Raw genomic sequence first — 23,054 nt, 5'->3', positions numbered from 1 at the left:
AGGATATAAGGTACACAGAAGGAATGAAGGATCTCTATTCTCACAGAAAAGAAACAATAGAGAGAATCTTTGGAACAGCAAAAGAGAACCACGGATTCAGATATACGCAGATGTATGGCAAGGCGCGGATGGAAATGAAGGTCGCGCTTACCTTTGCGTGTATGAATCTAAAAAAGCTTGCAAGAATCAAGCATGAATGGCGGTTAGAGATGGCCTGATAGAGGCCGTTTCTATCCTTTATTATCAATAAAACACTCGCGAAAAAGAAAAATGGTCTTGAGAGCTACGCTCTCAGGACCACTTTGTCTACAGTCTGAGGCGCAGCCTAGAGGCTGCGCCATTTTTACGTAGCAAGTTCCATGATGGTTTATAGTTTTTTAATTAGTAAAGCTATCGCATTATTGATAAAATATAAATGGAGCATTGTACTCAGATTTAGGGACATATGCTCGCTGATATAATAAAAAATCAGCGATAACAGATGAATGCTATAAATTTATCACATAGAAATGCCGATATAGTTTGTAGATATGCAGTCACAGCCTATGAGGGGGTTATGATATGGCAAAAACAGCAACACTTAGGGCAGAATCTTTAAGCGGCGTATTTGTTGGCCGGAAGATTATTGAACTCAACTATCAGGAAATTTACGATCACAAGCCCAACATCTATAAGTGGACCAAAAGAGCATTTGATATCGTGGCAGCAAGTATCGCATTGGTACTTCTTTCACCTATCTTTCTTTTGACAGCTTTGGCAATAGAGCTTGAAGACGGAGGCCCTGTGTTCTTTACACAAGTTCGTGCCGGACAGAACATGAAGCCCTTTAAAATCTACAAATTCCGTAGCATGTACAAAAATGCAGAAGCCCAGTTTGAGCGGATGCAGGCTCAGAATGAGCAGACCGGTCACGCTTTCAAGATTAAAAATGACCCAAGAATAACCCATGTAGGCAAGTTTATAAGAAGATATTCTATCGATGAGCTCCCTCAGCTTATAAACATAATTAAAGGCGACATGAGTATTGTAGGTCCAAGACCTATTCTCTATAACCAGATGGAAGAGTGCAACGCTTATGAAAAGCAGCGCCTCGTTGCAAAACCTGGACTTACCTGTTATTGGCAGGTATGTGGAAGAGCTAAGATTAAATGGGATAGATGGATTGAACTGGATCTGCAGTATATAGAGGATATGAGTATTCTCAAGGATATCGAGTTGATTTTCAAAACATTCCCTGCTGTGTTTGGCAAGGACGGAGCATATTGATCCTGTTAAAGTAGTTTTATATGGTAAAAGATAAATTGAAGCGTAGTCTCTTAAGTGTTAAGAGTCTACGCTTTTTTCTATGACATAATACTATATATAGTTTATAATTAATTGTGAATAGGAATAACTTGAGGATAGTTGGGGGTAGAGATGAAAACGATAATTCACGTGACAGAAGTACTGTCAGGTGGGGTTCTTCCAGTGGTGACAGGCATATGCAACGGTTTATGCGATGAGTATAAATTTGTTGTCTTATATGGAATAAGGCCGGATACACCTCATAATCTTTCTGATTATTTTGATCCCAGAGTAAAACTAATTCCTCTTCCCGACTTGAAATTGAGAATGTCTCTAATAGGTGATTTCAAAGCTATTAGAGAGATAAAAGGAATTGTTAAAGAGGAAAAGCCAGATATAATTCATATTCATTCTACAAAAGCGGGCATTATCGCACGAATTGGTTTAATGGGATGTGACGCATTAAAATATTACACTCCTCATGGCTTTTGCTTTTTGCGAAAAGATCAGTCAGGCTATAAGCGCTTTATTTTAAGAACAATGGAACGCATTCTGGCTGGATTATGTGATGGAATAATTGCCTGTGGAAAATATGAATATGAAGAAGCTAAGAAAATAATCTCCAAAGCTTATCTTGTGGAGAATGGACTGGATACTGAATTTGTTGACAATGCAATAGAAAACGTGAATCAATCTGGACACGAATATACTATATACACTGCAGGACGAATCGGACCACAGAAAAATCCGAAGCTATTTAATGAGATTGCTGAGAAATTGCCAAATTATAAGTTTGTGTGGATTGGCGATGGTGATGAAAGAACTCAGCTAACCAGTCGCAACATTGAAATAACCGGATTGCTTCCTAGAAAAGAAGCAATAAAGCGTGCAGTCAATTATGACTGCTATCTTTCTACAAGTCTATGGGAAGGATTGCCTATAGCGCTTATGGAATCGATGTATATGGGGAAGAAATGTGTCGTGTCGGATGTTGAAGGAAACAATGAGCTAATACATGATGGGAAAACCGGGACTCTTTATACAGAAGCAAGTGATGCTTGTTTGAGTATCATTAACAACGTAAGTTACGGAATGGAAGCGAAAAAACTGATAGAAACCCATTACAATTTAGAAGAAATGTGTATGAAATATAAGAGGGTATATGGTTAAAAAATACAGGAATTATGACATTACTCTTGTTGTAACGCATAGATGTAATGCCAGATGCATAATGTGCAATTCGTATAAACAATCTTCTTGCAAGCAGGATGAGATCAGTCTGGCTGATATTATGAAATTACCATGTTCCAAATTCATTCAGATAACCGGTGGAGAACCATTTGTCAGAGAAGATATTGAAGAAATAGTAAAAATCCTCTTACCAAAGACGAAGAGGTTAATGATCAATACAAATGGATACTATACGGATAAAATTGTTGATTTATGCAAAAAATATCCTGACCTTGTAATTAGAGTTTCTATTGATGGAAATAGAGAAACACATAATAGAATAAGACAAATCGATATATATGATAGGGCTATAGATACGCTAAAACAATTAAAGGCGCTAGGAATACCGGATTTAGGAATAAGCTTTACACTTCAGGAAAGCAATTACGATCAGATGATTGATATGTATAAGTATGCTTTAGAGTTGGGAGTGGATTTCGGCGTAAGTGTAATTCACAATTCATATTACTTTAACAAATCAGACAATGTGATCAATGATACTACACCACTTAAGGCAGAATTAAAGAAACTTGTTAATATACAGCTTATGTCTAATAGGAAAAAAGACTGGGCCAGAGCCTATTTTAATGATATGAGCATCAATTATATAGATAGAATGGCTATGCCTGTAAAGTGTGATGCAGGTAGATCATCATTTACAATTGAATGTAATGGAAATGTACTCCCGTGTAATATGACACCTACTGAATGGGTGATGGGTAATCTTAAAAGAAATACCTGGGATGAAATTATTAAATCGGACAGTTCCAATGAAATTATGGAAAAATGCAGAAACTGCAAATTGAATTGCTGGTCTGTGTGTAATGTACAAAGTGCTTTAAAAAAGAAAATATGGGTTCCGGGAGTTTGGTTCATGACTCATTTTTTTGCAGCACGTTTTAGAGCTAATAAATAATAATGTTCATTGCTAAAGCTAATTCTACAGAAGAGGGATGAGAAAAATGAAAAAGACAAATGTTGTGGAATTTACTGAAGCTTGGACCCCGGGAGGCGTCGAATCATATATCATAAATATTGCCAAAAATATTGATAAAGATAGATTTAGTATTATTATTTGGCCCACACAAGTATATGCCGATTTATACGATGAAGATTTGAAAAAACTGGGAATTGAGTTATATAGTCCTGTAAGGGTTGAAGCTTTTCTAAATCCTATTAAACGTACAATAAATGGCATAAGACTATTTAAAAAGACAGTTGTCGGGATGGAATGCGATGTTATCCACATCCATGCAGCAAATGGAATAGCATGGATTTATGCGCGAATGGCCAAAAGAAGTGGAATAAAAAAAGTAGTATTTCATGCTCATGCTTCTTGCTTAGGAAATAAAAAAAGAGCGTTGAAACAAATTATACATAGTATTCTTGTGAATATGCCTGGAAATAATGCTGATGTTTTACTTGCTTGTTCTGATAAAGCAGCAAATTTTCTGTATCCACCCAAAATGCACAATCGCATTCAATACGTTAATTGCTTAATTGATGTAGAACGATTCAGATTTGCGCCACAAATAAGAGACGAGATGAGGGGGAAATGGAGAATAAAAGATTCACAAGTAGTTTTTTTGAATGTTGGCCGACTCCAAAATCAGAAAAACCACATCTTTTTACTTTATCTTTTTAAGGAAATAAGCAGCGTAATTGATTCAAAACTATTTATTATTGGCGAGGGAGATGAAATAGAAAGCATCACCAATACTATAAGTGAGTTGAATCTTGAAAATGAAGTTGTAATGATTGATAAATCGCGGACTATTGAAAACTTTATGAACATGGCAGATGTTTTTCTGCTTCCATCTTTTCATGAAGGAAATCCATTGGTAACAGCAGAGGCTCAGGCATCCGGTTTGCCCTGCTACATTTCGGACAGGGTTACCAAACAAGCCAAAATACTAGAACAAAGCAAATTTATTGGAATTGAGGATGCAAAAGAAAGCGCAAAAATTGTTATTGATGATTATAACAATGGATCGTGGAATTATGACAGAATCGAATGCAACGATATTGTAAAGAGAAGCGGTTATGACAAAAAGTGTCAAATACGTGATCTTGAAACAATATATGAAGTCTAGTTAACGTTTAACAGGGAGCTAAGTTGGAAAAGAGAGATGTCTTTGGACAAAAATTTGTTGTGGTGATTTTATTCCTATGGGCAGGAGCCAGTGTCCTTTTGAATACTACTATTAAATACTTCTTTGTATGGAAGAAGGAGGACGTTAATAGTGTAGTTGATTTTGCAGTATTGGCGTTACTGGTAATTAACATCGTTTTTTTTCACAAATATACTCCAAGAGATATAGGAATTATAGTGCTAGGGACGCTGCTTATTGGTATAGCAACTATAAATTCGAAGAATAATTCTTTAATGGCAGCATGGATTTTTGTAGTGGCATCCAAAAATGTACCTTTTAATAGGATAGTCAGGATGGTGTATCTATCTCAGCTCATGGCATTTGGAATTGTTATATATTTGTTCTTTCGAGGATATATCGACGATAAAGTTTTCCTCCGAGGGGATATAACAAGGCATTCTTTGGGATTTACGCATCCTAACCAGCTGGGGGTAATGCTCTTTTTATTAGCAGCATACCGATTATACAATAGAAAAGACAAATTGAATGGCTTTGATGTTTTGCTGACGCTGTTTATGGCATATTTTGTGTATAAGGTTCCTAATTGCAATACGTCGTTTTATGCCTTAGTCATATTGGGAATAATAGTCTTTATCCATGTTATGACTGTCCGGTTGGGTGGTAATCTTGAAAAATTGTCTATCGTATACATAGCTACCGCAGTTATCGTAAATGCAATCAGTATTATCTTTTCTACATGTAATCCTACTGCGAACCCGCTGGTCAAAAAGTTTGATTATTTCATGTCATTGCGCTTTTCACTGTGTTACAAAACGTATAGATATTATGGAATCAGTTGGTTGGGACAGGATGTTCAGCTTTTTGTAAATAAGATTGCAACAGGCAAATTCTATCACTTTTGGTTAGACAATTCTTACATGGCCCTTTTGCTAAGATATGGGATTGTTGTGTATGTTTGTTTTTCATGTGTATATGTTGTGGCAATGATACATCAAAAGAAGAAAAAGGACTATTTACTTATTGAAATAATGTGCCTTTACGCAATTTATGGTGTTATGGAAAATAATTTCTTTTCCATATCCCAAAATATTTTTTTAATACTATTAGGGGTTCCTTTATTCCAGAAAGTTGAGAAAAAGGTTATTCAAACAAATAGTTTAGAAATGACAATTCAAACTGACTAGTAGGAAAATATTATGAAATTTGTTTATGTATTGGTCTCATCCGAATCAGATTACTATTATGAGCAGTGTATAATATCCATTTGCTCTCTTAGAAGACAAGTATCAGATGCAAATGTGATAGTTCTTGCTGATGATGTTACTTATAACGGATTGGTTGGGAAAAGAGCTGCTATATTTCAGATGGCAGAGGTTCATTCAGTTGATTTTGATAAAGCAATATCACCCAGAGTCCGCTCCAGGTTGTTGAAGGTTTCTGTAAGAAGGCGTATAGAAGGACGCTTTATGTTTGTAGATACAGATACTGTCTTTTGTGAAAATATAGCATGGCCTAAACAGAAGATAGATATAGGAATGGTATTGGACAGACATTTGTATTTCTCTGATTTTTGGAATAGAAGTTTTCACGATAACAATGCAAAGAAATTGTCTTTTTCGTCAAATTACGATAATAAGCATTTTAATACCGGGATTATATTAGTTTCAGACTCGGAAAATGCTTTTTCTTTTTACAAATTATGGGAGGATTTGTATAAGCAGTCTATAGCTAAAGGAATATACACTGATCAGGCATCAGCCAATGAAGCAAATTCGCGAATGAACGGAATTATAAAAGAATTAGATGGAAGCTGGAATGTTCAACCAGAATATGGCCTTAAATTTATAAGCGAGGCTAAGGTTATTCATTATTCGGGATATAGACCCTCTGATGGTATGAAAGGTATCAGGTATACAATTCCGTTTGAGCTATGTGATGAACAATACTTTTTGGATACCAGGAAAGAAGGTAAACCATCTTTAGGAGTTGAAAAGATATTAGATAATCCAAGAGCTGCTTTCAAAGACTCCTATATTATCCCAAATGATTGTTCAGCGTATTACCTTGTTTCGTCAAACGCATTTAGAGCACTTAGATATATATATGCAAAATGTCCAGGGTTTTTCAAGGTGATTGAAAGAATCTCGTCATTATTTGGGAAATGTGTAAAAGGTAAAGAGTGAATTGATTAGACAGCCAGGTGAGTTGAGTGGTGGGGGTATGACAGAAAAGGTCTTTATGACAAAAAAGAATAGCGCTTGGGATGGTGCAAGACCTTATATCACAGTTATCACCTCAGTGTTTAATAGGCGGGAGACTATAAGCAAAACGCTTAATTCTGTTAGTAACCAGACTTTTAGAAACATCGAGTACATTATAAATTGACGATGGCTCGACTATTTTAGCAGATGATATAATTTTTAGTTTCATGGAAGAAACTTCTTTACCAGTTCTTTATTTGAAAAAGGAGAATGGCGGTGTTCATACGGCGAGAAATGTGGGATACTGTCATGCTCGAGGAGAACTTGTGATAGGAATTGATTCTGATGATGAATTACTTCCTGAAGCTTGTCAGATTTTTTATGATGAATGGAATAAGATGCCTGGGGAAAAGCGTAAGCAATGTTTCCAGATTAAGGCATTGTGTGTTGATGCAGAAGGGAAACTAATGTCGGATAGATTTCCTGAAAACATTACATTTGTTTCTGAAAATACATTATGGCTTAAACTTGAAAGAAATATATTAGTTGGGGATTAAATGAAATAGTCCGTGTTTACCACACAGAGGGCAATGATAGATTAACTACTGTGAGAAGAAAAACGGTACAGGATTGCAAGAATTCATTTTGGAATCTTACTTACTTCATTAACAATAATATGTATGGTTATCATAAAAATAAATTTTTATGGATGTATCACAAAGGATTGATGCTTTAAAGGTTAATTATGGAGAAGAAACAATACTTAAGAAAAAATGTATTTTTCTCAATAATACATCATATAGTAGCGGTGATTGTTGGACTGATTGTTCCTAGACTTATCTTGAAACAATATGGATCCGGAGTAAATGGATATATTTATTCAATTACACAATTGCTTTCTGTAATAACATATTTTGATTTCGGAGTATCATCTGTAGCTCAAGCAGCGTTATATAAGCCTTTAGTTGAAAAAGACTGGACGTTAATATCGGCAATGTACCATGCAGTAAAGAAATATTTCCAAATCCTCGGAATTGGATTATTTTTTTATGTGTTATTGTTATGCTGCTATTATAGTGTTTCAAAAACAGAGTATTCCGTGTTTTTTTCTGTTTCGCTTGTATTGTGTCTAGCTGTTAGTATGATTGGCCAGTATTTGTTTGGACTGACAGATCAAGTTTTATTGTCTGCAGACCAAAAAATGTTCATTTGTACAAAAATAGATATTGTCGTTATTATTTTTAACGGCTTGGCAACTTATTTGGGAATAAGGAAAGGATTATCTATTCAAGCAGTAAAATTAGTTACTTCACTGATATTCCTTGCAAAACCATTGATACTACATGGGTATGTTTTAAAACGATATCAACTTAAAAAATGTACTTCAAATGAGAAATACGAAATTCCGCAACAATGGAGCGGACTGCTTCAACATGTAGCTTCAATGCTTATTATAAGTTTAGATACTATTGTACTTACTATTTGCTCATCTTTACAGAACATATCTGTGTATAATGTATATACATTTCCACTAAATGGATTGAGAGGGCTTGTGACCTCTGTCGGGGGAGGATATAAGAGCTTTTTGGGACAGGCATTGGTGTCTGAGAGCAATGAATCGTTATCCATAGAGTTCACAAGGTTTGAGATGCTTTTTCATTTTTTAGCAAATTTGATACTATGCGTTTCAGCAACGATGATTGTTCCCTTTGTAAAAATATATACTGCAGGTGTTGATGATGCAGAATATACAAATTATCCATTTGCATATCTTATCGTTTTTTCATACTCATTGTTAATATTACGAATTCCATATACAACTATTATACATTCTGCAGGGCATTTCAAGGAAACTCAGCAATATTGCATAGTTGAGATGATAATTAATATTTTGGTATCTTTTGCTTTAACATTGAAACTAGGGCTTGTTGGAGTGACGATTGGTACATTACTGGCAATTGTGTATAGGCTTATTGCAAGTGTTATATATTTGAGGAAGAATATTCTCGCCAGAAAGATATCCTTTTTTATGAAAAGAGTATTTCAGGATTTGGTGATTGTGGTAATATACGGAATAATAAGCAATAGGATTCATGTAATGGTCGATACATATATGTCTTGGGCAAAATATGCTTCTGTAGTTACTGCTTTATTTTTAATTATTAGTTTTGCGGTGTACGCTGTATCTGATTGGACGTTGATTGCTACTATGACAGATCGAATGAAGAAGATCAAAAAATAGTGGGAGAGTGGTTATGAAAAATTGTGTGATAGGCTATGTTTTTGGAAGTGAAAAATACTTTTCTTTTGTACCACTGTATTTATACTCAATAAATAAAGCATATCCAAACACTCATTTTATCATATATTATGATTGTGATACTGCAGATAAGTATTTAAAAACGATTGATGATATAACAAATTATATAGGTGGTGTAGAGTTTAAAAAAATAGATTTTGATAAAACAGGACTGAGTAACAAAGCTTTAGAGAATAATTTAGTTAAAAGAGCTTTAAGATGGATGATACTTGATTATTCATTGATGGAATATGATGTCGTTTATATTGGGGACATTGATATTTTTGTGTGCAAAGAAGATGCTGATCTATTTGATGCACATTTAAGACATTGTAATTATATCGGCCGACCTTATTCCAATATTGTTAGGGTACTTAGTGAGAGTAGGGGAGTGAAGCATCTAGTTGGGAATGCTATTCGTAATGGAACAATGGACGCTTTAAAAAACTATTTTTTTATCAAAAAGAAATGGAAGTTATTGAGCGGGTTGCATTGTTTTAAGCCCAAAGAATATATTCCTAAAGTGCAACAAAGTAAAGAACATATAATAAATGAAATTAATAAAGCATTTGAATGGAAATCTGATATATGGAATCCTTGTGTAATTAACGATGAGAGTATTTTATATGAACTTATGGAGTATGCAGGAATTGGATTGGATCAGATAGACCCAGAAAAATTTGGAGGGGTAAAGTTGATGGAGAATACTAATCCTGAATCGGTTTACTATAGGCCGCATCATGGACTTCATCTGCATATATTTGAAAAGGCTAATCCTATAGATAAAGAATTGGCCGACTCGCCCATATATGTGGAGTATTATAAATATTTTAAAGAACTGTGTGAATCCAATATTGACTTGTTTGAATTCATTAAATCTGTAGATGATTGGTACTGCGCTAAGCTAATAAAGAACATGAATAAGTATTATCATGATATGTTATATTGATATGTAAAATACATAAAAAATGACCGATGAAACAGAGCTCACGATAAGGTAATATCAAAATGCAAACTAAGAAACCAATATGGTCGCTGGCGCCTGTAATGGTTGCGACGGCCATTTTTTGTTGCGTGCTGTGGGGAAGTGCTTCCCCGGCGATTAAAATAGCATATGAATTATTCGGAATACCGGCGTCGGATACAGCATCGAGACTGGTGCTGGCGGGAGCAAGATTTGTGCTGGCCGGCGTGATGACGATTCTATTTGGATCATTGGTTTCGCGGAAGGTGCTGACGCCCAAGATAGAATCGCTCAAGTACATAGGCGCTCTGGCGCTATGTCAGACAATCGGGCAGTACTATTTCTTTTTCATGTCACTGGCAAACACTTCGGGAGTAAGAGGCTCTATTATCAATGCTTCAGGGAATTTCCTGGCTCCGATCCTTGCTATCTTTTTATTCAGACTTGAGAAGTTTGAGGTAAAAAAGCTACTGGGATGCTTTGTTGGATTCTTTGGAATATTTCTTTTTCTGGGAGGCAGCAGCGTTCTTGCGGGTGGCGGAATGTCTTTTGCCGGAGAAGGGGCGATGCTAATGGCGGCATTGTTCTATGCTATTTCCGGATGCAGTATTAAGATCTTTTCAAAGCATGAGAATCCGGTAGTGCTGAGCGGATATCAGTTTACTCTGGGGGGAATAGTTCTTTTAGCTATAGGTCTTTTGATGGGCGGTAATCTGTCTTTTAACAGTGCAGGATGCTATTTGAATCTAATTTATATGGGATTTATCTCCGCAGGGGCGTATACTTTATGGGGAGTGCTTCTTAAGTACAATCCTGTGAGTAAGGTTTCGGTTTTGGGATTTGTGAACCCGATCATGGGTGTGCTACTATCGGCGCTGTTTCTTGGTGAAGAGAGCCAGGCGTTTTCGGTAGTAAGTGTTATTTCACTATTACTGGTATCGGCGGGGATTATAGTAGTTAACGCCAAGAAGAACCAATAATTATTAGTAAATGGAAGGAGTCAGGGAAATGACTAAAGACAACAATTGCGGATATTGCGTGGGGGGAGAGCCACTGGCTAAATTTGGAATTAAGATCTGTGATCTTAGTGTGAGCCAGCTTATTCTGTTCAAGGAGCAGAGCCACAAGGGAAGATGTATTGTGGCTTACAAGGATCATGTAAGTGAGATCGTTGATATTTCAGATGAGGAGAGAAATGCATTCTTTGCTGATGTGAATAGAGCTGCTAAGGCTATTCACAAGGTATTTAACCCTGATAAGGTGAACTATGGCGCATACGGCGACACAGGCTGCCATCTTCATATGCATCTGGTGCCCAAGTACAAGGATGAATTTGAGTGGGGCGGAGTATTTGAGATGAACCCACAGAAGGTTTTCTTATCTGATGATGAGTATCAGGATATGATTGAGAAAATCAAGGCTGCACTTTAATTCTGAAAGAGTAAACTAAAGCAACTCTAAGGCAACTACACAAGCAACTACAATGGCAACTATTATGGTTGCTTTTGTAGTTGCTTTTTGCTATATTAGAAGCAAATAAGGAGAGCGTACTAATATGGCAGTTACCAGGGATGATATAGAGAAGATATATAGTGAGATTGGAGAGCTTCCCAAGGGAAATATCACCTATAAGACTATTCGCGGCAAGAGACGTATGTATCTTCAATGGACAGAGGATGGAACCAAGAAGAGCAGATATGTTAAGGCTGCAGAAGAGGGACTTATCATAGGGGCTATTGCTAAGAGGAAGATGCTTGAGGAAGAGCATAGAAGACTCTTGGAAGAATATTATAATTCAGCTTCGCAGAAAAATTCTGATTTTGCTAGTATCGTTAGAGAAGAAGCTCCAAGGTACATATCAGGTAGTGTTAATGTCAACAAGTTTGAAACCGGAGTGGTTATTGGAGAAGCTCTTTTACCGCTAATTGGAATGGCAGGTAAGCTTGGGAAAAGAGAATGCTATGAGCATCTACGTAGATATGTTACCGGTAAGATTGAGGCGAGGATATGCGTATTGTATGGGCTTAGACGAACCGGCAAGACGATTATGCTTTTTCAGGCTATTTCAGAGCTTCCACTTGAGCAGACTGCATATATCAAGATGAAATCAAGCGATGATATGGGCATGCTTAATAAGGATCTTAGGCAGTTATCTGTAATGGGAATTAAGTATGCTTTTATTGATGAAGTCACGCTTATGGAGGATTTCATAGACTCGGCATCTCTTTTATCTGATATTTATGCGGCTTCCGGCATGAAGATAGTGCTTTCAGGTACGGATTCGCTTGGATTTATGCTTTCAATTGATGATGAACTCTATGACAGAGCTTACACCATACATACCACTTTTATACCTTTCAGAGAATATGCCAGACTATTGAATATCCATAATTTAGATGAATATATCAGATATGGTGGTACTTTTAGGTTGGGAGAGTCTGACTATGGCAGCGATGAGTACCTGGATGATGGTCTGGCCTTTAGGGACGATGAGTCAACCAGGAAGTATATAGACACCGCAATTGCCAGGAATATTCAGCATAGTCTTTCGTGTTACCGGTATGGCGGCCATTTCAGGCATTTGATTGATCTTTACGACAAGAATGAGCTGACTTCGGCCATCAACAGAATAATCGAGGATATGAACCATAGGTTTGTGTTGTCGGTTCTGACCAGGGATTTCGTGTCCCATGATCTTGGATCGGTCAGACAAATAGACCGTAAAAGAGCCATTGTAGATGGCAAAGTGAGTGCACTGGATAGTATTGATGTTAAAAAAGTTACTGAAAGATTAAAAAGAATACTGGAAATCAGGAACAATGATGAGAGAAGGGTAGAACTGACGGATGAGCATGTCATAGAAATAAAAGATTACCTGAAAATTCTGGATCTTATTATGGATTGCCCAAGTAGAACTATTGGGACATCCAAGGAGGTTGAGAGGATTATTTTTACACAGCCGGGGATGCGGTATTGTCAGGCTCAGGCACTTGTTTATTCGCTTATGGCAGATGAAGCCTTTATGAAATATCCTTTGGTGGAGCGTAACCGCATTTGTAACACCATTTTAGAGGATGTGAAGGGCAGAATGCTTGAAGATATTGTAATAATGGAGACTAGAAAGCGCATGCCTCGTTACAAGAATGTCTTTAAACTGTCATTTCCTATCGGCGAGTATGACATGGTGATACAGGATGAAAATGATCTGACCTGCGAGATATTTGAGATAAAGCATAGTAGCGAAGTTATAGATGACCAGTTCAAACATCTTGTTGATAAGGAAAAGAATGAGAAAACTGAGTTCCAGTTTGGAACAATAGTATCGAGAAATGTCCTGTACAACGGGAAAGACAAGGTGTATAAGGGGATAAACTATATAAATATTGCAGGATATCTGGAAAAATTGTGATTGTATGATTGATTAAAGAGTTGAGTATGAAGACTTGAATTAAAAAGGGGGATTTTATGAAATTCGAGTATGATGTTCCGGAGAGTAAAAAGATACGAGTAATTGTGGACACTGATGCGGCCTGCGAGGCAGATGATCCATTTGCCATAGCTCATGCGCTGCTAAGCCCTAAGCTCGTAGTTAAGGGGATAATTGCTGAGCACTTCAAGGAAGCGGGTTCCATGGAAAAGAGCTTTCGCGAAATAGAGACAATTCTTGATGCCATGGACATTGATGACGTGTCGATTCTTAAGGGACAGGATGGACCGCTTTCTGTAGATGAAAACGTGTCAGAGGCTGTGAGGTTCATTATCGATGAGGCACTTAAAGAGGATGATAAGCCACTTTTCATCCTGTGTCAGGGGGCAATCACTAACGTTGCGAAAGCTCTTTTGACAGAGCCAAAAATCAAGGACAAGATAACTGTAATCTGGATTGGAACTCATGGGGAAGCACCCTGTAAGGCACCGTTTACAGAGTTTAATGCAACCAATGACATACCTGCTGCCAATACGGTACTTCAGAGCGGAATAGATTTATGGCTTGTACCATCTCATGTTTATATTACAGTTAATATCGGACTTGCAGAGATACAGAGGCGAATTAAGCCCTGCGGCAAGATTGGAGAGCATCTATTCCGCAATATGGTGGATTACAACATGTCGCCATTTGCAGGCTGGACACAGGGCGAGAGCTGGTCTCTTGGAGATTCTCCGGCTATAGCTATTGCAATAAACCCGGGATGTGGTCATTACCACTACGCAAGGGCACCTTTTGTAGCTGAGGACACATCCTCTGAGGCTAATGGCGACAATCCTATGATTCGCATATACACTGATGTTGATTCCAGATATGTGCTGGAGGATTTTATTGCTAAACTTGAGATCAACTATGGCAACGTATAAAAAAGTAAAGTCCGCAGAAATGCGGACTTTTCGCATATTCAATATTTATTTTGTTTATAAATAGTTAATTAGACTACTCGAAGTAAATGATAAATAATAGTATTGTGGATGTTAATTCGTATTTTTGTTTGCGTTCACGTTAGTCTTTTGTTCGTGGGCTATAAAGAAACGGAGAATACTATGGATTTACATGAAAAACATTTTTATGAGAGTAACCTGTTAGCTTTTAAGTTTTCGTGTATTATACACGCTTTTATGTTGGCCTCCACTATCGTGTATCAGGCTGAGAGAGTAGGATTCCTCAATACTACATCCATGTGTATCCTGCAGGTGATTACTATCATCGCCTCTGTTGTTTCCTACATACTGTATAGCCGCAGAAACAGAGGTAAATACCTTCTGATGGGATGCGCGGTTGCGGATTATCTGGTTGTAATGCTGGGATCTGTGCATATCACCTATATGTGGGCTTTTGGACCTGCGCTTCTGATATTGGCCCTTTTGTATGCGGATCCTGTGATCACAGCAATTACATGTGCACTTGTTGTAGGAATAAACATCCTGTACATACCGCTGTTTTATGTATACTCGACAGAAGTTGCCGCAAGAAGACATGCAGTTACGACAGATGCAGTGTTTGCAATATTGATGTCCCTGATGGCTATCTTCTATTCAAAACTTAGCAATAGACAGAATAAAGAGACTATCGAGGAAATCCAGGCTGCAGCTGAGCAGCAACAGAAAGATGCAGAAGTTATCAAGGGAATCGGCATTAAGATTGGCGAGAAACTTGAGGATGCACACGAGGCTATGGAGGCCCTGGCAGAGAAGGTTACACAGTCTGCGGAGTCTTCAGAACAGATATCTGTAGCTACAACTCATACTGCTGAGGCAATCCAGACTCAGACAGAGATGAACTCAAATATCACAACAGCCCTTGAGGACATTGCAAGTCAGGCCAAGGCTATGCGTGCCAATTCTGATGAGGTTACAGAGAATATCAATGATGGTAATAATCTGGTCAAGCAGCTTAACGCTAAGTCCAAGGAAGCTTCCACAGCTAATGCTGAGACCGCTGAGATGACCTCCAACCTTCAGCAGTCAGCTAGCTCGGTAAAAGAGATAGTTGAGACGATCCTCAGTATCTCAGGTCAGACCAATCTTTTGGCTCTTAATGCTTCAATCGAGGCTGCAAGAGCAGGAGAAGCAGGCAAGGGCTTTGCGGTAGTTGCTGATGAGATCAGAGCTCTTTCAGAACATACCAAGGAATCTGCAGAGCAGATTGCATCTACTATCGATGAACTTATTGGAAAAGTTAATCTTGCCTCCGATAACATGCTTAAGAGCGTGGAATCAGCTAATGAACAGGGCGAGATCATCACTCAGACCGGTGAGAAGTTTGAAGTGATCCTTGAGAAGGTTTCAGACCTTACCTCCAGAGCGGGAACAATTTCTGATAACGTTGATGCCTGTGTAGACGCTAACTGCAAGGTAATGGATGCAATCAGTAATCTGTCAGCCACATCAGAAGAGGTTGCAGCTTCAGCCCAGTCCAGCATCGAGATCAGTCTGGACTGCGAGAAAGATATGAAGACTACCAAGAATATCCTGGATGAGATTTTGGAAATCAGTAGAAGCGGAAATAAGTAATTGCTTCAAGATTACGAGAACATACTATTAAGGATGAACTAATTCATATATTGAATCAAAGGTCGCTATGCCGGTGATGGTATAGTGACCTTTTTTGAATGAGATATAGGGATATCACAAAAATTTTACGATTTAGTAATTGTAGCATTGGTCATTCTACGCTCAGAAGTTATTTCAAGGGTATCATCAGTAACCTTACATAAAAAGAACACAATCTCTACCCCGGCATCCACTGCTTCCTGAAAGGCTTTGGCAAATTCCGGGTCTGTAGCAGTGTTGGGACGGACCTCGTTTATTCCTTCGCCCTGAATTACAAAAGCAACCGAGGTGTGGTAGTCTTCCTTGACTGCACCGGCAAGTTCTCTAAGGTGCTTGGCACCACGCTGCGTGGGAGCATCGGGGAAATAGCCTATTCCATCAATGAAAAGAGTGCAGCCTTTAACTTCCATGAGACATCTGTGTGGTTCGTTGGCACTAGATGCCGTTTCATCTGAGACATTGCTGCCAGTATCATCAGTACTGATTTCCATGTAGAAATCAATCCTTGAGTTTCCGTACTTGTATTCAGGCTTGATATAGCTGTATTTGCCGCTTTTTTCAAGCCACTCTTTTACCACAATATTGGGAGCCTGGGAGTCAATATTGATAATGCGGCCATCCTTTTCTACGGCAATCAGATCATAAGGAGTTTTGCGCTCGGGATTGGCGGCCTTTTCCAGGTATACTGTGCACCCTGGTAAAAGAAGCTCCCTGCACCGTCCGGTGTTTTTGACATGTACCGTGATCTCTTTTCCATCAAGCAGGACCTGGGCAATAAATCTATTGGGACGGGATATGAACTTGGCAGATGAAATGTTATTGTATCTCATGTATCACCTCGAACCGATTTGTCTTTTTGATCCGGTACGCAAGAATGCGTTTTAGTGTATGATAGTTTTATAGTAATTGTAGTGGAAATGGAGGCAACATGGCAAGACGAGATGGAATAACAACTTTATGTTACTTAGAGCGTGATAACAAATATCTGATGCTCCACAGGGTTAGCAAAAAGAATGACATAAATAAAGATAAATGGATTGGCGTAGGCGGGCATCTTGAGGATGATGAGAGCCCTGAGGAATGCATAAAAAGAGAAATCTTTGAAGAGACAGGATATGATATTCCCCTTGATGCGCTTGAATTTAGGGCAGTAATAACCTTTGTTTCTGCCAAGGGTGACTATGAACTGATGAATCTTTTCACAGCGAAGGCTCCTGATTCTGAGCCAAAAGAGTGCGATGAGGGTAAGCTTGAGTGGGTTACCAAGGACAAGGTGTTTGAACTAAATCTCTGGGAAGGGGATAAGATATTCTTAAAAAGACTGTCAGAGAGTAGGAAGTTCTTTTCCATGAAGCTTGTGTATGATATAGAGGACAAGCTGGTGGAAGCGGTAATTGATGGAAAAACTCTAAACTTCAATACATTGTGATGTAGTACTATCAGTGAGGAAGATGGTATGCCAAGATGTAATGTATGTTACAGACATTGTGAGATAAGAGAAGGCGAAACGGGTTTTTGCGGTGTTAGAGGCGTGAAAAATGCCGGAAACGGTGATCCGCATAATTCTTCTGTTTGTCGCGATGAACTTACGGTTTACCCAATTAACTATGGCAAGATCACCAGCATAGCCCTGGATCCCATAGAGAAAAAGCCCTTGTCCAGATTTATGCCCGGCAGCAGAATATTGTCTGTCGGTAGCTACGGCTGTAATCTCAGGTGCCCATTTTGCCAGAACTATGAAATTTCCTGGTCTGACGAGGCCTATGAATATGGGAGAGAATCAAGATACCTTTCTCCTGAGGATTTAGCGGAGCTTGCTCTTGAGTACAAGAGAGAGGGAAATGTGGGCGTAGCCTTTACCTATAATGAGCCGCTAATTGGCTATGAGTATGTTCGGGACACAGCCAAATTAGTCCATGAAAATGGCATGGTTAACGTCCTGGTATCAAACGGTATGGCAAGTCAGGAGGTACTGCAGGAACTCATTCCATACATAGATGCCATGAACATAGATCTTAAGGGCTTTACAGACAATTACTATCGTGACATTCTTGGGGGTGACAGGCAGATGGTCATGGAATTTATCGCTGAGGCTGTTAAGCACTGCCATATTGAACTGACAACCCTGATAATTCCAGGGGAGAATGATTCTGCAGAAGAGATAAAAGAGCTTTCTCACTGGATTTCAGAACTCACAGACGCAGCCGGTAACGGAATTGGTCAGGACGTTCCGCTTCACATATCAAGATTTTTCCCAAGGTTCCATATGACTGACAGGGATGCTACAGATGTGGACCTGGTCTATGAACTGGCAGATGTAGCAAGGAAGAATTTGAACTATGTCTATACCGGTAACTGCTAGAACTAACATGCAAATAAAAACGTATCCAACAGATGAGTATTTGTTGGATACGTTTTGGTTTAATAGAACTTAATTACTGGTGTAAGTGTGCCGTTTTTAACAGCATCTGAATATTGCTTTTTGGACGTGGCTGTCTGAGCACTATTTATGCCTATTCTCACGCTAGTTGCACCTGATGGAATAGCTACTGACTTATCTACGAAACCATTCCAGTCGTTTATCTTATCCAGCAGGACATTGTTGCTGTCGAAGAAATATACATAGTGAAAAGCCTGTGTAGACATGTCTCCGGAGCGAGATAGCTGTAATGAAATCGCCGTGGCACCTGCAGGAATTGGGACAAGTCCGTTTCCGTCAATGTTTAAAATAATAGTTCCCCAATGTTTGTCTTCCTTGAGAGCTCCGGTATTTTGGTCTATAGTCATGTAGAGGTAATTGGACCAATCAGTGACTACACCGGCGGAATCAGAAGTATACGGAGCAGGGTTCATTATGGCGTGTATCATGTCCTGATTTGCAGTGAGGTTTACTCTGTCTATAATGGCATAATCACTGCCGTTATCCCAATAAATACACTTTATTCCATATGCGTTAGCTCTTGCCACAAAATTGGCTGCATGTACACTTCGATATGTAGCTGGAGAAAAAGAAGTTTTGGTGCCCCATTCTCCAATTACAACCGGAGCACCTACACGCTTTGAAAAACTCTGTAAATTGGCAAAGATACCATCAATTGATTGATCAAAGCTCTGTGGATAGCTATGAACAGTGACAAGAAGCCTGTCTTTTACTCTATCTTTGGGTAATACAAAAGCGTTTAGAAAATTGTCACCTGTCCCGTCCAGGAGAGTAGGAACAACTAGACAACGTTCTGCGTTATTTCCACCTGTTGAGCGAACTGTATTAACAAAAAGCTGGTTTAGTTCGTTCATCTGTGAGGCGGCTTTTTTTCCAAACTGCCAGTATTTCTCATAATTATCAGGCTCGTTGAAAGCCTCAAACATAAGTCTTGTATCGCAGTCATTAAAAAATGTAGCTATGTCAGTCCATACAGAAACAGTATTAGCTTTGATAGTAGCTAGTTCATTGGCACCAACTCCTGCATGAAAAATCTTGCCATCATGGTGAGAATCCATGATCACGTACATGTTGTCATTTAGACAGTAGTTTACAACCTCTTTTACTCTGGCCATCCAGTCAGGATGCACGTGGAGAGCCCCATCACTTCCGGTGTAGGTGTGATAATACCAGGATACCGGGATTCTTATGGTGTTGAAGCCCTGAGCTCTTACGAAATCAATAATCTGCTGAGTAGTCTTCGGCTGTCCCCAAATGGTCTCCTGGCCTAAATTTGCGGTGCCGTTAGGCTCGCCATAATGTGCGTCCAAAGAGTTCCCAAGATTCCAACCTACATTCATGTTCTTGGCAAAAGAACTGGCGGTTACAGTCGATGGGCTGCTTGCGGCAAAACTGACTAAACCTCCCGCAACTAGTGTGCCACTTGCCCCAATATGGGAAGTGCAAGTTAAGACAATTATGGCTAAAAAACTAATTATTTTTTTGAAACTATTGTGTAATATCATCTTTAATCCAATTGTTAATTCAGCTCATATACTGCAAAGGACTGTGCATCAACGATAAGTGTATTTCCGTCAATTCTGCTGTTTCCAATTCCATAGACCAGCTTAAGCTCGCACTGTGTATTGGAATTATCATTGTTTTTGACAAAGGCTTCCAAAGGAAGGGCAGTAGAATCTCTTTTTTCTGAAGGATTGATGGCAATAAGGAGGTTTCCACGTCTGTATACGAATGGGAATTCCTCTTTTTCTGCATATATAACAGCAAAAAAACTGTCGGCACGAAGATCCTCATATTTGTGGCGAAGTGCTGTCAGAGCCTTAACTGTATTGTATAGTGAATCAGGATCAGATGCCTGATTCTCAACAGTTGGAGCATCCTCGGAAGAATCAACAGGAAGATACAACAGGCTCTCGTCAGCATTTGAGAATCCCTTATTCTTGCTGTTGTCCCACTGCATAGGAGTTCTGGAGCCGGTTCTTGTGTATCCGCCTTCCTTGGTAGGGATATCCAGATATCGCATACCGATTTCATCGCCATAGTAAATAAAAGGGACACCCGGAAGAGTAAGGAATAATGCCCATGCAAGCTTGAGCTCATCATATCCAAGAGTAAGACGTGCCCTCGGTGTGTCGTGGTTACAGGTAATAAAGCTTATATAGCCATCGGTTTTGGTTGCGTCATACTTTGGAAGGTAGTCCAAAAGAAAACGCATAATATCACCGTTTCCATCTTTTTTAAGGAAAGAGTGGTCACCGCCCGGAGTTTCGTTGTCACGGATAAGTGTATTATAGCCGTTTCCGTGGTGATCAAGATAAAAGTCAGCGTGGAAGCCATTCTTGAGAGACTGATATGGGTTACTCCATTCTGATATGATAGCAGCCTCAGGATAATCACTATCCAGCATCTCTCTGATGTTCTGCCAGATTTTGCCGGTAGCTGACTTGTTCTCATCATCCTCTTTTACCAGAGAATCAGCCATATCTACACGGAAGCCGTCGCAGCCGTGGTCAAGCCAGAAACGCATAACGTCTTTCAGGGCCTCTCTTGTAGCAATACAAGCTGGATGGTCAGGTGGAAGCTGCCAATCCTCAGTTCTGTTAAGGAAACCATAGTTAAGAGCAGGCTGGCACTTGAAGAAGTTCAGCATATAACAGCCATTTCTTGGAGCCTCGCCGCCAATATATGGGTGTCCTGCAATTCCCTGAATCCAGTGGTGTGTCCACACATATCTATCTGAATATTCGTTAGGCTCAGCTTTTTTACTCTCCTGGAACCATTCGTGCTCCTCAGAGGTATGTCCGGGAACAAGGTCAAGGAGTACGTGGATGCCTTTCTGATGTGCTACCTCAAAGAGTCTATACAAATCCTCGTTGGTACCGTATCTGGAAGCAACCTTTTTGTAGTCTCTGACATCATAGCCTGCATCCTTAAAAGGTGAATCATAACAAGGATTGATCCAAAGGGCATTACATCCTAAATCCTTAATATAATCAAGCTTCTCAATGATACCGTCTATATCACCGATACCGTCATTATTTGTATCCTTAAATGTTTGTGGGTAAATCTCGTAGAAAACAGCGTCTTTTAACCAAGCTGGCATAACGAACCTCCTGAGTGTTTGAAATGATTAGTTATGTAATTCCGAAATATATTATTATTATTTTAAGTCTATTATCATCAGGTCGCAAACAAATAATATATTTCGGAAACGTTTCCATTATATAAAAATTCATTTTCTTTGTACAGAGAAAATAAAAAAGACTCCCCAATGGTGATGGGGAGCCTTACAATTTTGAAATCAGTGATGGAACAATCTAAGTCCGTTAAATGCCATAACCATGTTGTGGCTGTTAGCTGCTTCTATTACGTTATCGTCACGAACTGATCCGCCGGGCTGAACAACGTATTTTACGCCGCTCTTATAAGCTCTTTCGATGTTATCTCCAAATGGGAAGAAGGCATCTGAACCGAGAGCAACATCTGTGTTCTTATCAAGCCAGGCTCTCTTTTCAGCCTCTGTAAATACTGAAGGCTTCTCCTTGAAGATATTTTCCCACTTGCCATCAGCAAGAACATCCATGTAATCAGCACCGATATAAAGGTCGATGGCGTTGTCACGGTCAGGTCTCTTGATACTGTCAAGGAATGGAAGATTAAGAACCTGTGGAGCCTGTCTGAGGAACCAGTTGTCAGCCTTTGAGCCTGCAAGTCTTGTGCAGTGGATACGGCTCTGCTGGCCTGCGCCGATACCGATAGCCTGTCCGCCTTTAACGTAGCAAACTGAATTTGACTGTGTATATTTAAGAGTAATAAGAGCAATCTTGAGGTCAATCTTAGCTGAATCAGGAAGCTCCTTGTTATCAGTTACGATATTGTCGAACATCTCATCTGTGATTTCGATGAAGTTGTGACCCTGCTCGAAGGTGATACCAAATACCTGCTTCTTTTCGATAGCAGCTGGTACGTAATTCTCATCAATCTTAATTACAGCGTAGTTGCCGTTTTTCTTAGCCTTGAGGATCTCAAGAGCCTCATCTGTATAGCCGGGAGCAATGATTCCGTCTGAAACTTCTCTTTTAACAAGCTTGGCTGTATCTACATCACAGACATCAGAAAGAGAAATGAAATCACCAAATGAAGACATTCTGTCAGCGCCGCGGGCTCTTGCATAAGCGTTTGCAAGAGGGCTAAGCTCGCCAAGATCCTCAACCCAATAGATTTTCTTTTCGATATCTGTAAGAGGAAGGCCTACAGCAGCACCGGCTGGTGAAACGTGCTTGAAGGAAGTAGCTGCAGGAAGTCCTGTTGCCTTTTTGAGCTCGGAAACAAGCTGCCATCCGTTGAGGGCATCAAGAAGGTTGATATATCCGGGTCTTCCGTTTAATACTTCGATTGGAAGGTCTGAGCCGTCCTCCATATATACTCTTGATGGTTTCTGGTTAGGGTTACATCCGTATTTAAGCTGTATTTCGTTCAT

The 23,054-nt window shown here is 39.2% G+C and carries 21 protein-coding genes and 1 pseudogene; 18 read left to right on the top strand and 4 right to left on the bottom strand.

The window, feature by feature from the left end; all coding sequences use genetic code 11:
- From G613_RS0105695 to G613_RS0105625, 16 genes and pseudogenes are all read left to right on the top strand, one after another.
- Nucleotides 1–200 (top strand): annotated as a pseudogene (locus tag G613_RS0105695) (transposase); the annotation flags it as partial.
- Nucleotides 201–561: 361 nt separating this feature from the next.
- The gene (locus G613_RS0105690; RefSeq protein ID WP_081647792.1) at nt 562–1,266 is read left to right on the top strand and encodes a sugar transferase; all 705 of its coding nucleotides are present in this window, start codon (nt 562–564) and stop codon (nt 1,264–1,266) included.
- 150 nt (nt 1,267–1,416) lie between these two features.
- Entirely contained in the window at nt 1,417–2,454 is a 1,038-nt protein-coding gene (locus G613_RS0105685) for a glycosyltransferase (protein WP_029231739.1), read from the top strand.
- Complete coding sequence (locus G613_RS0105680) at nt 2,447–3,430, top strand: radical SAM/SPASM domain-containing protein (RefSeq protein WP_035774281.1); 984 nt, start codon at nt 2,447–2,449, stop codon at nt 3,428–3,430. The genes G613_RS0105685 and G613_RS0105680 overlap by 8 nt, the downstream gene beginning before the upstream one ends.
- 46 nt (nt 3,431–3,476) lie before the next feature.
- Nucleotides 3,477–4,607, top strand: a complete 1,131-nt coding sequence (locus G613_RS0105675) for a glycosyltransferase (RefSeq protein WP_029231738.1) — start codon at nt 3,477–3,479, stop codon at nt 4,605–4,607.
- A gap of 23 nt (nt 4,608–4,630) precedes the next feature.
- Nucleotides 4,631–5,812 carry a hypothetical protein gene (locus G613_RS0105670; RefSeq protein WP_029231737.1) on the top strand — a complete coding sequence of 394 codons (1,182 nt, stop codon included), beginning with the start codon at nt 4,631–4,633 and terminating at the stop codon, nt 5,810–5,812.
- 12 nt (nt 5,813–5,824) lie between these two features.
- Entirely contained in the window at nt 5,825–6,811 is a 987-nt protein-coding gene (locus G613_RS0105665) for a hypothetical protein (RefSeq protein WP_029231736.1), read from the top strand.
- 55 nt (nt 6,812–6,866) lie between these two features.
- Complete coding sequence (locus G613_RS19440) at nt 6,867–7,013, top strand: hypothetical protein (protein ID WP_155828039.1); 147 nt, start codon at nt 6,867–6,869, stop codon at nt 7,011–7,013.
- Nucleotides 7,014–7,056: 43 nt separating this feature from the next.
- Nucleotides 7,057–7,386, top strand: a complete 330-nt coding sequence (locus tag G613_RS0105660; protein ID WP_029231735.1) for a glycosyltransferase — start codon at nt 7,057–7,059, stop codon at nt 7,384–7,386.
- A 188-nt stretch (nt 7,387–7,574) separates the two neighbouring features.
- Complete coding sequence (locus G613_RS0105655) at nt 7,575–9,071, top strand: polysaccharide biosynthesis C-terminal domain-containing protein (RefSeq protein WP_029231734.1); 1,497 nt, start codon at nt 7,575–7,577, stop codon at nt 9,069–9,071.
- 13 nt (nt 9,072–9,084) lie between these two features.
- Entirely contained in the window at nt 9,085–10,077 is a 993-nt protein-coding gene (locus tag G613_RS0105650) for a hypothetical protein (RefSeq protein WP_029231733.1), read from the top strand.
- 59 nt (nt 10,078–10,136) lie between these two features.
- A complete protein-coding gene (locus G613_RS0105645; protein ID WP_029231732.1) occupies nt 10,137–11,072 on the top strand; it encodes a DMT family transporter in 936 nt (311 codons plus the stop codon).
- A gap of 28 nt (nt 11,073–11,100) precedes the next feature.
- The gene (locus G613_RS0105640) at nt 11,101–11,523 is read left to right on the top strand and encodes an HIT family protein (RefSeq protein WP_029231731.1); all 423 of its coding nucleotides are present in this window, start codon (nt 11,101–11,103) and stop codon (nt 11,521–11,523) included.
- 124 nt (nt 11,524–11,647) lie between these two features.
- On the top strand, nt 11,648–13,501 hold the full coding sequence (locus G613_RS0105635; RefSeq protein WP_029231730.1) for an AAA family ATPase: 1,854 nt from the start codon (nt 11,648–11,650) through the stop codon (nt 13,499–13,501).
- Between the two features lie 56 nt (nt 13,502–13,557).
- A complete protein-coding gene (locus G613_RS0105630; RefSeq protein WP_029231729.1) occupies nt 13,558–14,445 on the top strand; it encodes a nucleoside hydrolase in 888 nt (295 codons plus the stop codon).
- A 180-nt stretch (nt 14,446–14,625) separates the two neighbouring features.
- On the top strand, nt 14,626–16,095 hold the full coding sequence (locus tag G613_RS0105625; RefSeq protein WP_029231728.1) for a methyl-accepting chemotaxis protein: 1,470 nt from the start codon (nt 14,626–14,628) through the stop codon (nt 16,093–16,095).
- Between the two features lie 125 nt (nt 16,096–16,220).
- Here the strand turns inward: G613_RS0105625 and sfsA are convergent, their stop codons facing one another.
- The gene (gene sfsA, locus G613_RS0105620) at nt 16,221–16,964 is read right to left on the bottom strand and encodes a DNA/RNA nuclease SfsA (protein ID WP_029231727.1); all 744 of its coding nucleotides are present in this window, start codon (nt 16,962–16,964) and stop codon (nt 16,221–16,223) included.
- Nucleotides 16,965–17,062: 98 nt separating this feature from the next.
- Between sfsA and G613_RS0105615 the strand changes: the two genes are divergently transcribed.
- Entirely contained in the window at nt 17,063–17,563 is a 501-nt protein-coding gene (locus G613_RS0105615; RefSeq protein WP_029231726.1) for an NUDIX hydrolase, read from the top strand.
- Between the two features lie 27 nt (nt 17,564–17,590).
- The gene (gene amrS, locus G613_RS0105610) at nt 17,591–18,496 is read left to right on the top strand and encodes an AmmeMemoRadiSam system radical SAM enzyme (RefSeq protein ID WP_029231725.1); all 906 of its coding nucleotides are present in this window, start codon (nt 17,591–17,593) and stop codon (nt 18,494–18,496) included.
- Nucleotides 18,497–18,555: 59 nt separating this feature from the next.
- Here the strand turns inward: amrS and G613_RS18525 are convergent, their stop codons facing one another.
- The 3 genes from G613_RS18525 to G613_RS0105595 all read right to left on the bottom strand — a co-directional run bounded on the left by G613_RS18525 (nt 18,556) and on the right by G613_RS0105595 (nt 23,054).
- Complete coding sequence (locus G613_RS18525) at nt 18,556–19,884, bottom strand: glycoside hydrolase family 5 protein (protein ID WP_051151038.1); 1,329 nt, start codon at nt 19,882–19,884, stop codon at nt 18,556–18,558.
- A 209-nt stretch (nt 19,885–20,093) separates the two neighbouring features.
- Nucleotides 20,094–21,677 carry an alpha-amylase family glycosyl hydrolase gene (locus G613_RS0105600; RefSeq protein ID WP_029231723.1) on the bottom strand — a complete coding sequence of 528 codons (1,584 nt, stop codon included), beginning with the start codon at nt 21,675–21,677 and terminating at the stop codon, nt 20,094–20,096.
- Nucleotides 21,678–21,875: 198 nt separating this feature from the next.
- Nucleotides 21,876–23,054: a phosphoribosylaminoimidazolecarboxamide formyltransferase gene (locus G613_RS0105595; RefSeq protein WP_029231722.1), complete on the bottom strand. Its 1,179-nt coding sequence runs from the start codon at nt 23,052–23,054 to the stop codon at nt 21,876–21,878.

It is taken from the genome of Butyrivibrio sp. VCB2006, assembly GCF_000420945.1.
In the GTDB taxonomy this organism is placed as follows: Bacteria; Bacillota; Clostridia; order Lachnospirales; family Lachnospiraceae; genus Butyrivibrio.
Note: the sequence above shows the minus strand (reverse complement) of the source record. Positions and strands in the feature narration are given on the sequence as shown.

Coding starts and splice junctions, on each gene's coding strand:
- G613_RS0105595 (WP_029231722.1), bottom strand. CDS start 23,054: ATGAACGAAATACAGCTTAAATACGGATGTAACCCTAACCAGAAACCA.
- G613_RS0105665 (WP_029231736.1), top strand. CDS start 5,825: ATGAAATTTGTTTATGTATTGGTCTCATCCGAATCAGATTACTATTAT.
- G613_RS0105675 (WP_029231738.1), top strand. CDS start 3,477: ATGAAAAAGACAAATGTTGTGGAATTTACTGAAGCTTGGACCCCGGGA.
- G613_RS0105615 (WP_029231726.1), top strand. CDS start 17,063: ATGGCAAGACGAGATGGAATAACAACTTTATGTTACTTAGAGCGTGAT.
- G613_RS0105625 (WP_029231728.1), top strand. CDS start 14,626: ATGGATTTACATGAAAAACATTTTTATGAGAGTAACCTGTTAGCTTTT.
- G613_RS0105660 (WP_029231735.1), top strand. CDS start 7,057: ATGGAAGAAACTTCTTTACCAGTTCTTTATTTGAAAAAGGAGAATGGC.
- G613_RS0105635 (WP_029231730.1), top strand. CDS start 11,648: ATGGCAGTTACCAGGGATGATATAGAGAAGATATATAGTGAGATTGGA.
- G613_RS19440 (WP_155828039.1), top strand. CDS start 6,867: ATGACAAAAAAGAATAGCGCTTGGGATGGTGCAAGACCTTATATCACA.
- sfsA (WP_029231727.1), bottom strand. CDS start 16,964: ATGAGATACAATAACATTTCATCTGCCAAGTTCATATCCCGTCCCAAT.
- G613_RS0105680 (WP_035774281.1), top strand. CDS start 2,447: ATGGTTAAAAAATACAGGAATTATGACATTACTCTTGTTGTAACGCAT.
- G613_RS0105685 (WP_029231739.1), top strand. CDS start 1,417: ATGAAAACGATAATTCACGTGACAGAAGTACTGTCAGGTGGGGTTCTT.
- G613_RS0105645 (WP_029231732.1), top strand. CDS start 10,137: ATGCAAACTAAGAAACCAATATGGTCGCTGGCGCCTGTAATGGTTGCG.
- G613_RS0105690 (WP_081647792.1), top strand. CDS start 562: ATGGCAAAAACAGCAACACTTAGGGCAGAATCTTTAAGCGGCGTATTT.
- amrS (WP_029231725.1), top strand. CDS start 17,591: ATGCCAAGATGTAATGTATGTTACAGACATTGTGAGATAAGAGAAGGC.
- G613_RS0105650 (WP_029231733.1), top strand. CDS start 9,085: ATGAAAAATTGTGTGATAGGCTATGTTTTTGGAAGTGAAAAATACTTT.
- G613_RS0105600 (WP_029231723.1), bottom strand. CDS start 21,677: ATGCCAGCTTGGTTAAAAGACGCTGTTTTCTACGAGATTTACCCACAA.
- G613_RS0105630 (WP_029231729.1), top strand. CDS start 13,558: ATGAAATTCGAGTATGATGTTCCGGAGAGTAAAAAGATACGAGTAATT.
- G613_RS0105655 (WP_029231734.1), top strand. CDS start 7,575: ATGGAGAAGAAACAATACTTAAGAAAAAATGTATTTTTCTCAATAATA.
- G613_RS0105640 (WP_029231731.1), top strand. CDS start 11,101: ATGACTAAAGACAACAATTGCGGATATTGCGTGGGGGGAGAGCCACTG.